We start from the raw sequence: 10,176 nt of genomic DNA on the forward strand, positions 1-10,176 counted from the left end.
GCGGCCCAGGACCCCCGGGCACGGCGCGTGTCGGCGGACTCCGGCACCGCCGACGGCGGCTCCGGCTCGGGCGGGTCCGGCTCCGACGAGCACTGGGCTCGCGGACTGCAGCGCGCCGTCATGACCGGCGTGTCGTACATGATCCCCTTCGTCGCCGCCGGCGGGCTCCTGCTCGCACTGGGATTCCTGTTCGCCGGGTACGACGTCGCGTTCGTGTGGGAAGAGCTCGCCACCGGGTTCTCACTCACCGACCTGCCCGGGGAGGTGTGGTACCTCGACGGCGAGATCGTGTCCGCCGGGACCGCCGGGGCCGAAGCCCTCACCCACTCCGGGCTGCGGCTCTACATGGGAGCCGTGCTGTTCGCGATCGGCCAGGCCGCGATGGGCTTCATGATCGCCGTGCTTTCGGGCTACATCGCCTACGGCCTGGCCGACCGTCCCGGCATCGCGCCGGGCTTCGTCGGCGGTGCGCTGTCGGCGACCCTCGGTGCCGGGTTCATCGGTGCGCTCGTCACCGGCATCCTCGCCGGCTACCTCGTGCGGTGGATGACCACCTGGAAGACCCCGCGGTGGCTCGCCGGCCTCATGCCGGTGGTGCTCATCCCGCTCATCGGCTCGCTGGCGATCGGCCTGCTGATGTTCCTGCTGCTCGGCCGTCCGCTGGCCTCCCTGACCTCCGCCATGGAGTCGTGGCTGGGCGGCATGACCGGCTCCTCGGTGATCCTGCTGGGCGTCATCCTGGGTCTGATGATGTGTTTCGACCTGGGCGGGCCGATCAACAAGGCGGCGTACACGTTCGCCACGGCCGGGCTGGTCGCCGACAACCCGGCGACGCTGCGGATCATGGCCGCGGTGATGGCCGCCGGCATGGTTCCGCCACTGGCGATGGGCTTGGCGACCGTCGTGCGCAAGCGCCTGTTCAGCCCGGTGGAGCAGGAGAACGGCCGCGCCGCGTTCCTGCTGGGCGCCAGCTTCATCACCGAGGGGGCGATCCCGTTCGCCGCCGCCGACCCGCTCCGCGTCATCCCGTCGATGATGGCCGGTGGTGCTGTGACCGGTGCGCTCATCATGGCGTTCTCGGTCGAGTCGTACGCGCCCCACGGCGGGCTGTTCGTGGTGTTCGCCATCAACCCGGTCTGGGGCTACCTCCTGGCGATCCTCGCCGGCACCCTCGTCGCGTGCGCGGCCGTGGTGGTCGCCAAGACCACCCGCCGCGAGCCCACCCCGGCCCCGGCCGCCGCAGCACAGCCGGTCGCGGCCTGACACCAGAGCCTGCACGATGACGGGGGAACCCCCGGCACCGGAATACACAGAGGAGACGCCATGCCCAGCACCACCGTCATCGTCGGATCGGCCGAGGGCCTCCACGCCCGCCCCGCGGGGATCATCGCCGAGGCCGCCGAGAAGTACGAGACCGACATCGAGATCGCCTACGACGACGAGGAGGCCGACGCCGCGTCCGCGATGCTCATCATGGCGCTCGGCGCCGAGAAGGGCGCCACGGTGACCGTCAGCGGAGAGGACGCCGACGCGGTGGCCGAGATCGCCGCGCTCATCGAGCAGGATCTCGACGCGGAATGACCGTCCTGGTCGTGGGATCCGGCGGGTATCTCGGCTCGCGCCTGGTACCCGCCCTGCTCGCCCGTGGTCACCGCGTCCGGGCCGGCGTCACGGACCCCGGCCGTGCCGCGACGCACCCCTGGTCCGATCGGGTCGAGACCGTGCGCTGCGACGTCCTCGACCCGGCGAGTCTCGCGGCGGCCCTCGACGGGGTCGACGAGGTGGTCTACCTGGTCCACCGGATGGGCGGCGGCGCCGACTTCCGCCGCGAGGACGCCGAAGGCGCGGAGGCGATGCGCCGGGCGATGGCCGCCGCCGGCACGGAGCGGTGTGTCTACGTCTCCGGATTGGCCCCCTCGGGGGACGACCGCCTGCCGCTGTCCAGGCACATGGCGTCCCGGCTCGAGGTGGAGTCGCTGCTCTCCGCCGGGCCCACGCCCGTGTTCACGCTGCGGGCCGGGGTGATCCTGGGCGCGGGCTCGACGAGTTTCGAGGTCCTCCGCACGCTCTGCGAACTGCTCCCCGTCCAGCCGGTGCCCCGGTGGATGCGGCACCGGAGGGTCGAGCCCGTCGCCGAACGGGACGTCGTGGAGGCCCTGTGCCATGCCCTGGACGGTGAGCCCCGGACCGGCCACGCGGCCCTCGGCTGCGGCGAGGCCCTGACCTATCCCGCACTGCTCGCGCGCTACTCCCGCATCGCCGGGTTGCCGACGGTGCGCCTCCCCGTGCCCGGGGTGCCGTGGGACCTCGTCGCCGCCGGACTGGCACCCCTGGTGGATCAGGACGGAGCGACGGTCAGTGCGCTGATCGAGAGCCTGCAACACGACATGGTGGTCGACGATCCCGCCGCGGGGCTGCTCCCCGGGGACTGGGAGATGACGGGGATCGACGAGGCGATCCGGGTCGCGCTCGCCGACGTTGCCGACTAGGAGGGATGTCCAACGCGGCCACCGCCGATGCGACATCCGCCGACCCGCTTAGGTAACCTCGATCACAACTGACACTCGTCAATCCGCGAGAGTCTCGAGATCGAGGCCCGAGACGACCGCCCGAGGAAACAAAGAGGTCGCGCATCATGACGTCGCGTATCGCCACCCCGCCGGTCGCCCCGGGCCGTGAGGCCCTGTTCCGTCCCATCGAGGTCCGGTCACTCCACCTGGCCAATCGCCTCGTCATGTCCCCCATGACGCGCATGGGATGCCCCGACGGCCTGCCGGACGAGGTCAATCGCGACTACTACGCCGACCGTGCCGCAGGCGGAACCGGGCTCGTCGTCACCGAGGGGATCGGCGTCGACCACCCGACCTCGGTCGACCATTCGTGGATCCCCCGCCTCGACACGCCGGAATCCGTATCGGCCTGGCATGTGGTGACCGACGCCGTCCACGCCGCCGGCGGCCGGATCATCGCCCAGCTCTGGCACGTCGGCCCGCTCTGGGGCGCGAACGCCCGCTTCGACCGGGCCCACCGCGACCGGCTGATGGAGATGCACCCCATGCGCCCGTCCGGCCGGTGGGGAACCCCGGGCGTCACCACGTACTCCGAGCGCAGCGTCGCCCGCTGGTCGCCCGAGGTGCCGCCGATGACCGACACCGACATCTCCGAGGTCATCGACGCGTTCGCCCGCTCCGCGCGCCTGGCGATGGAGGCCGGTTTCGACGGCGTGACGCTGCACGGCGGCCACGGGTACCTGCTCGACGCGTTCGTCTGGGCCGACACCAACCGTCGCACCGACGACTGGGGCGGTAACCTGGCCGCGCGCAGCCGCTTCCCCGCCGCGGTCGTGTCCGCCGTCCGCGCCGCGATCGGCCCCGACGCGCCGCTGTTCTACCGCTTCTCCCAGCACACCCAGCAGGACTACACGGTCCGCAAGGCGACCACTCCCGACGAACTGGGCGTCTACCTGGGCGCACTCGCCGAGGCCGGGGTCGATCTGCTCGACGCCTCGACCAGGCGGTTCAGCGACGCGGCATTCCCCGACCTGGGAGGTGACGACGGCGAGGTGACCCTGGCCGGATGGGCCCGCCGGCTCACCGGCCTGCCGTCCGGCGCCGTGGGCGGGGTGGGGATCGGGACGTCCCTGCGCGAGCAGAAGTCGGGCAAGCCGGCCATCGCCGCGGACAACATCGATGCGGTCGTGGAGTGCATGGAGCGCGGCGAGTTCGACCTCATCTCCGTGGGTCGTCTGCATTTGGCGGATCCGTCGATCGCCGAGGTCCTGCGCACGGCCGGGCCACTGCCCGAGTTCGTGCGCGAGGTGCACGAGATGCCGCTGCGCTCCCCCGCCTGACCTGCCGCGCCGGGTTTCCGGCAGCGCCAGACGAACCCTGGCCGGGCCGCCGAAACGGGACTAGCCTTCGGCCATGACCGTCACCGACGAACTGCTTGAGGCCGCCAAGGCCTACCAGGCCGACTTCGACAAGGGCGACCTGCCCATGCCGCCCGGGCGGAAGATCGCCGTGGTGGCCTGCATGGACGCCCGTCTCAACCCGTACGGCCTGCTGGGCCTGACCGAGGGCGACGCGCACGTCATCCGCAACGCCGGCGGGGTCGTCACCGACGACGTCCTGCGCTCGCTGACGATCAGCCAGCGTCTGTTGGGTACCGAGGAGATCGTCCTGATCCACCACACGGACTGCGGGATGCTCACCTTCCGCGACGACGACCTCAAGGACCGGATCGAGTCCGACACCGGCCTGCGGCCCCGCTGGGCGCCGGAGTCGTTCCCCGAGCCGGAGGCCGACGTGCGCCAGTCGATCGCCCGCGTCGAGTCCGATCCGTTCCTGCTGCACAGCACCGCTGTCCGCGGTTTCGTCTACGACGTCGGCACCGGGGAGTTGCGCGAGGTCGCCCGCGCGTGACGCGGACCTGCTGATGCCCCTTCCCGGGGAAGGGCGATCGCGCTAAGTTGGAGGTTCTTTCATCCCGCGCCGAACTGTCCCGGCGATCCCGCACGGAGCCCCGCAGTGTCCACACACACTCACTCAGCCGAGACCACTCGTTCCGTCAACCCGTTTCGGGTCGCCCTGCTCGTCGGCGGCCTCATAGCCGTGGGCTTCGGCGTCGCTGTCCTCTTCTGGCCCGCGAAGACGGCAGTTGCCGTGACCGGGGTGCTGGCCGTCTACGCGATCGCGGCCGGCGTCGTCTACATCGCCGTGGCGGCCGTCGCCAGGTGGCAGAGCACGGGTAGCAGGATCGGCCCGCCCTCCTCGGAGTGCTGTTCATCCTCGCCGGCGCCTATGCGTTCGCCTCTCTCCAGGAGTCGGCGGCGTTCCTCGCTCTCTTCGTCACGGTCATGATCGGCGTCATGTGGATCGTCGAGGGCTTCACCGCACTGTTCACCCTCGGCGAGACCGGTTCCACCGCGGTGACGATCCTCTTCGCGATCATCTCCGTCCTCGCCGGATTCGCGCTGCTCAGCACCCCGGTGTGGGGCGCGGGGTTCCTCTGGTGGCTCTTCGCGATCTCCCTCGTCGTCCTCGGCGTCCTCAACGTGGCCCGCGCTTTCCCACTGAGGGGCTGACGGCCGGACCACCCAAACCCGCCTCCCCGCACGCGGGCACCCCGGGAGATGTTCCAGAGACCGGTAGCGCACCGGTCGAGCCCAGTGCGGATCGCTGTTAACCTCGGCCCCGGCGCACCGGTTGTGACCCGGATCGCCTCATCACCCCGACGAAAGGACTCCCCTGCAATGGGTTCAGACGCTCTCGGTTCCCTCGGTTCTCTCGCGGCGGGCTCCCTCGCCGCCCCGCTCCTTGGTTCGCTCGGTCTCGGCTCCCTTCTCCAGGGGGCCGGCAGTGACGTCGGCAGCGCGACCGACTCTCTGACCGGGCTGCTGCCCACGGACCTCCTCGGCGGCCTCTCCTGACCCGGACGGGATACACGCAAGACCCCGGGACGCAGTTCTTCGTCCCGGGGTCTTCTGTAGCGCGCGCCGGAGATCGGCGTCACGAAGGCGTCAGGTGTGTGCGCCCTCGGCCTGCTGCTCGTCGGAGTACATGGACGTCTTGCTGGTCTCGGGGGCGAGGATCAGCGAGATGATGGTGAGCACGCTCAGGCCGACCAGGTAGTAGCCGACGTAGGCGACCGAGTAGTTCTGCACCAGCCACACCGCGACGAACGGGGTCAGCGCCGCGCCCAGGATCGCGGAGAAGTTGTACGACACTCCCGAGCCCGTGTAGCGGGTGTGGGTGGGGAACAACTCGGGAAGCACCGCGGACATCGGCCCGAACGTCAGCCCCATGAGGGTCATGCCGACGCACAGGAAGAGCAGCATCCGCACCACGTCAAGGTTCTCGCCCGTACCCATCGCGTCCGGGTCGAGCCACCAGCCGAAGCTCAGGCCGAACAGGATGATGGCGGCGGTGACGCCGATGAGCATCCGACGGCGGCCCAGCCTGTCGGCCAGCAGGCCGGCCACCGGGACGAACGCGGCGAACAGGACGATCGCGATCACCTGGATGATGAGGAACGACCGGTACCCGTATCCGAGCCCGCCGGCGTCCGCGCCGCCGATCGCGAACGACAGGATCCATGTGGTCATGAGGTAGAACAGGCCATACGTGGCCAACATGATGAACGTGCCGAGGATGATCTCCCACCAGTTGCGGCGGAAGACCTCGGAGACCGGGGTCTTGACCCGCTCGTTGTTGGCGATCGCCCGGGCGAAGACCGGCGTCTCCTCGATGCGGAGCCGGACGTAGAGGCCGACGGCGACCATCACGATCGACAACAGGAACGGCAGGCGCCACCCCCACACCAGGAACGGGTCGCCCAGTTCCGCAGCGGTGGAATCGTAGGAGAACCAGATCGTGAGCAGCAGGAAGATGCCGTTGGCCAGGATGAAGCCGAACGGGGCGCCGAGCTGCGGCCACATGGCGGCGAACGCACGCTTGCCCGGCTGCGCCGTCTCGGAGGCCAGGAGCGCCGCACCCGACCACTCGCCACCCAGGCCGATGCCCTGGAAGAAGCGCAGGATCGTCAGCATCGCCGGCGCCCAGAGACCGATCTGGTGGATCGTCGGCAGCAGGCCGATGAGGAACGTCGCGATACCCATGGTCAGCAGCGCGCCGACGAGGGTGACCTTCCGGCCGAGACGGTCCCCGTAGTGACCGAAGACGATGGACCCGAGCGGCCGCGCGATGAACGCCGTACCGAAGGTGGCCATCGAGGCCAGCAGAGCGGTGCCGGAGTCACCGCCTGCGAAGAACAGCAGCGGGAAGACCGACACCGCGGCCGTCGCGAAGATGTAGAAGTCGTAGAACTCGATCGTGGTCCCGATGAGCGAGGCGAGGATGATCCGGCGCCGGGGCACCGGCTCGGCCGAGATCGTCTCGGGGACCGCGGTACCCGTCCCGTGGGGCCCTGTGGACCCGTCCGGCGTTGCCATGTTCCTCCTAGGACGTCTGAACAGCGCATCTACTGTCGACCACCGACCGGCGACCGCGACAAGCGTAGGCGGCCAGGTGATGTGGGTCACCCTGCCCGGTGGTGGCTGTGCACGTGGCACAGATCAGCCCGTCGATTTTCGCGATCGTTGCGCACGGTGTCCAATCCTTCCCCCGCCGCCGGGGCGTGCGGGGGTGGTGCGGGTGATGCGGCGTGCTGGCGAGGCGGCGCGCAGGGGTGGTGCTGGTGATGCCGTGCGCCGGGTCAGCGCGTCCGGTAGTGGGAGTACGCGGTCCCGCCGGCGAAGACGCGATGGGCGGCGAGCTCCAGGTCCAGCGTCGTGTCCGGGGGCAGCGCGCGCAGTCCGCCGCCCACGACCCTGGGGACGACGAACAACCGGAGATCCGAGACCAGCCCCGCGCGGATCGCCGCGCCGGCCGTGGTGGGTCCGAAGATCTCCACCTCGCCCGGCGCCTCATCGACGATGCGGCGCAGAGTGTCCAGGTCGAGTCGCGGGACGAGGCGATCACGATCGGACACGAGGTCGTCCGCGGTCAGTCTCGAGGACACCACGGTGCGCGGTATCGCCTTCCACCGCTCCGCGAACTCGTGCTCGTCGGGGCTCCACGAGTCGTCCTCGGGTGGGGACTGCCAGTACTCCATCAGTTCGTACGTCCGCCGGCCGAGTACCTCGTGGACGACGGGCCCCAGGCGTTCCACGTGGAACCGGAACACCTCGCCGCTCGGGGCGGACCAGTTGAAGTCGCCACTCGCGTCCGCGGCGTACCCGTCGACGGAGACGGTAGCGGTGTAGGTCAGTGTGCCCATGGCCGTCCTCCAGCCCTCGTCCGTGATGTGGACGGTCGTGATGAGGGCAGTGTAGTGCCGTGCGCAGGCTCCAGACTGAGCGTTTCCCGCGATTCGGTGTCCGGGACCCGCACCGGCGTCGGGTCAGTCGGACACCGCTCGGTCGGCGTCGCGGCGCTCCCGCTCCTGCGCCTCGGCGATGGCCTGACGTGCGTAGACCCACCGGGCGGTGGTGTTGAGGTGCGAGCGGTGGTCACCGATGTGCAGTCCCCAGGACAGCAGGGTGATGACGCGGTTCCGGAAGCCGATGAGGAATGCCAGGTGCACCACCAGCCACAGAACCCAGGCGAGGAAGCCGTGGAGCTCGAGCGGCCCGATCTTGGCCACCGCGCTGTAGCGCGACACCGTCGCCATCGACCCCTTGTCGAAGTACTTGAACGGCGGGCGCCCGGACGGGGACCGTCCCCCCTCGACCTCGCGGACGATCTGCTTGGCGACGTATTTGCCGCCCTGGATCGCGACGGGGGAGACGCCCGGCAGGTTGTCGAGGTTGATCATGTCGCCGATCACGAAGATCTCCGGGTGCCCGGGCAACGAGAGATCGGGATTCACCAGGACGCGGCCCGCCCGGTCCACCTCGGCGCTGGTCTGGTCGGCGAGCATCTGGCCCAGTGGGCTCGCCTGGACGCCGGCCGACCAGATCTTGCAGGTCGAGTCGATCCGGCGGAGCGATCCGTCGGGGTCCTTGACCTCGATTCCGCTGTAGTCCACATCGGTCACCATGGCGTTGAGCTGGATCTCCACACCCAGTTCCTCCAGCCGCCTGCGGGCCGCGTTGCCGAGCTTCGGCCCGAAGGGCGGCAGGACGGCGGGGGCGGCGTCGATGAGGATGATGCGGGCCCGGCCCGGGTCGATCCGGCGGAAGCTGTTCTTCAGGGTCCGCTGCGCCAGCTCCGCGATCTGTCCGGCCATCTCCACGCCCGTGGGACCGGCGCCGACCACCACGAACGTCAGGAGGCGACGACGTTCCGCGTCGTCCTCGGTCACCTCGGCCTGTTCGAAGCAGCCCATGATCCTGCTCCGCAGTTCCAGGGCGTCATCGATGGACTTCATGCCGGGAGCCCAGCGCTCGAAGTGGTCGTTCCCGAAGTAGGACTGGTTCGCGCCGGCGGCGACGACGAGGCTGTCGTACTCGAGTTCGAAGTCCACGTGCCCGGCGGCCGCGTGGACGGTCCGCGCGGCCACGTCGATCCGGTCCACCTCACCGAGGGCGACCGTGGCGTTCTCCTGATCGCGGAGGACCAACCGGGTGGAGGGCGCGATCTCCCCGACCGACAGGATTCCGGTCGCCACCTGGTACAGCAGGGGCTGGAAGAGATGGTGGCCGGTCCTGGCGACCAGGGTGACGTCCACGTCCGCCTTGTCGAGGGCGCGGGCGGCGGCGAGGCCTCCGAAACCCGACCCGATGATGACGACGCGGTGGCGACGATCCGCCGGGGCCTGAGCACCCGTCACCGGATGAGAGTTCATGGTCATGGCGCCTCCTCGACCCACTACTGTCCGGGTTCCGAGCCCCGCGGGGCCCACTCCCGCCGATCCTAGACCGCCCGACCGGGCCGGGGTCCCGAGCCGCCGAACCGTGCTGGACCGGAGTCAGACCCAGTCCGCGAGCGTCGGCGCGTATCGGCGGAGCACGCGGGTCACGACTAGCAGGATCACCACGAGGATCCCGACCCACAGGACGGTCAGACACCAGCCCGCGAGGACGTCGCTGGGGAAGTGGACCCCCAGGTAGACGCGGGACGCGCCAACCGCGAGGACGTAGACCACCGCCACCGCGAGCGCGGCCCACCGGTACCGGCTGCCCCAGGTCAGGACGACCAGCGGCGCCGCGAGCGACATCGACCCCATCGCGTGCCCACTGGGGAAGGAGAAGGTGTTCTCCGCCGACAGGTGCTCCCAGAAATCCGGGCGCGATCGCTCGAAGGCCGGCTTGAGGGCGACGTTGAGCCTGGACGACCCGTACACCGCGGCCAGCACGAGGAAGGCGCCCCCGAATCTGCGCAGGACGCACAGCAGCAGCGCGATCACGACGGAGGCCGCGAGCACGAACTGTCCGCCGAGGTAGCTCGCGGTCTCCGCCGCGGCCGTGAGCCAGGGCGTCGTCGCCCCGTGCACCCACATCATCACCGGCCGGTCCAGGGAGACGGTCTCGTCGTCGGAGACGGCGAACGCCAGCCCGGCGAAGACCGCCAGGAGGACCAGGAGGAACCCGGCGCCCGCCGCCGGTGCCCTCCACCGGGACGCCCCGGGGGAGGGCCGGGGGTCGCCGTCGTCGATGGTCATCGCCCCAGCGTAGGGACGCGCACCGGGAAAATCAGGAAAAACTACTGCCGGGCGCCGCGGTGGTGACCGCTCCGT

12 protein-coding genes are annotated in these 10,176 nt (G+C 70.3%); 8 read left to right on the top strand and 4 right to left on the bottom strand.

What is annotated here, in order from left to right; genetic code table 11:
- The 8 genes from G6023_RS01080 to G6023_RS01110 form a co-directional block, all read left to right on the top strand.
- Nucleotides 1-1,263, top strand: a 1,263-nt coding sequence (locus G6023_RS01080) for a PTS fructose transporter subunit IIC (protein WP_182633863.1), incomplete at its 5' end; no start/stop codon positions are given.
- A 60-nt stretch (nucleotides 1,264-1,323) separates the two neighbouring features.
- On the top strand, nucleotides 1,324-1,581 hold the full coding sequence (locus tag G6023_RS01085; protein ID WP_182633864.1) for an HPr family phosphocarrier protein: 258 nt from the start codon (nucleotides 1,324-1,326) through the stop codon (nucleotides 1,579-1,581).
- Nucleotides 1,578-2,489 (top strand): NAD(P)H-binding protein, encoded by a 912-nt coding sequence (locus tag G6023_RS01090; protein ID WP_182633865.1) that lies wholly within the window; start codon nucleotides 1,578-1,580, stop codon nucleotides 2,487-2,489. Before G6023_RS01085 ends, G6023_RS01090 begins: the two co-directional genes overlap by 4 nt.
- A gap of 146 nt (nucleotides 2,490-2,635) precedes the next feature.
- Nucleotides 2,636-3,850, top strand: coding sequence for an oxidoreductase (locus tag G6023_RS01095; RefSeq protein WP_182633866.1), 1,215 nt, complete (start codon nucleotides 2,636-2,638; stop codon nucleotides 3,848-3,850).
- Between the two features lie 73 nt (nucleotides 3,851-3,923).
- Nucleotides 3,924-4,421: a beta-class carbonic anhydrase gene (locus G6023_RS01100; RefSeq protein WP_069388391.1), complete on the top strand. Its 498-nt coding sequence runs from the start codon at nucleotides 3,924-3,926 to the stop codon at nucleotides 4,419-4,421.
- A 189-nt stretch (nucleotides 4,422-4,610) separates the two neighbouring features.
- Nucleotides 4,611-4,859: a DUF308 domain-containing protein gene (locus G6023_RS15805; protein WP_347570694.1), complete on the top strand. Its 249-nt coding sequence runs from the start codon at nucleotides 4,611-4,613 to the stop codon at nucleotides 4,857-4,859.
- A complete protein-coding gene (locus G6023_RS15810) occupies nucleotides 4,775-5,083 on the top strand; it encodes a hypothetical protein (protein WP_241727595.1) in 309 nt (102 codons plus the stop codon). The genes G6023_RS15805 and G6023_RS15810 overlap by 85 nt, the downstream gene beginning before the upstream one ends.
- Nucleotides 5,084-5,251: 168 nt before the next feature.
- Nucleotides 5,252-5,428 carry a hypothetical protein gene (locus tag G6023_RS01110; protein WP_172812101.1) on the top strand — a complete coding sequence of 59 codons (177 nt, stop codon included), beginning with the start codon at nucleotides 5,252-5,254 and terminating at the stop codon, nucleotides 5,426-5,428.
- Between the two features lie 90 nt (nucleotides 5,429-5,518).
- Here G6023_RS01110 and G6023_RS01115 read toward each other — a convergent pair whose 3' ends face one another.
- The 4 genes from G6023_RS01115 to G6023_RS01130 all read right to left on the bottom strand — a co-directional run bounded on the left by G6023_RS01115 (nucleotide 5,519) and on the right by G6023_RS01130 (nucleotide 10,101).
- On the bottom strand, nucleotides 5,519-6,949 hold the full coding sequence (locus G6023_RS01115; RefSeq protein WP_096906490.1) for an MFS transporter: 1,431 nt from the start codon (nucleotides 6,947-6,949) through the stop codon (nucleotides 5,519-5,521).
- Between the two features lie 263 nt (nucleotides 6,950-7,212).
- Nucleotides 7,213-7,776 carry a dihydrofolate reductase family protein gene (locus G6023_RS01120; RefSeq protein WP_182633867.1) on the bottom strand — a complete coding sequence of 188 codons (564 nt, stop codon included), beginning with the start codon at nucleotides 7,774-7,776 and terminating at the stop codon, nucleotides 7,213-7,215.
- Between the two features lie 123 nt (nucleotides 7,777-7,899).
- The gene (locus G6023_RS01125) at nucleotides 7,900-9,291 is read right to left on the bottom strand and encodes an NAD(P)/FAD-dependent oxidoreductase (RefSeq protein ID WP_182633868.1); all 1,392 of its coding nucleotides are present in this window, start codon (nucleotides 9,289-9,291) and stop codon (nucleotides 7,900-7,902) included.
- Nucleotides 9,292-9,408: 117 nt separating this feature from the next.
- Nucleotides 9,409-10,101, bottom strand: coding sequence for a phosphatase PAP2 family protein (locus tag G6023_RS01130; RefSeq protein ID WP_182633869.1), 693 nt, complete (start codon nucleotides 10,099-10,101; stop codon nucleotides 9,409-9,411).
- Nucleotides 10,102-10,176 lie beyond the last annotated feature (75 nt).

The organism is Dietzia sp. DQ11-71, from assembly GCF_014144995.1.
Classification (GTDB): Bacteria; Actinomycetota; Actinomycetes; order Mycobacteriales; family Mycobacteriaceae; genus Dietzia; species Dietzia kunjamensis.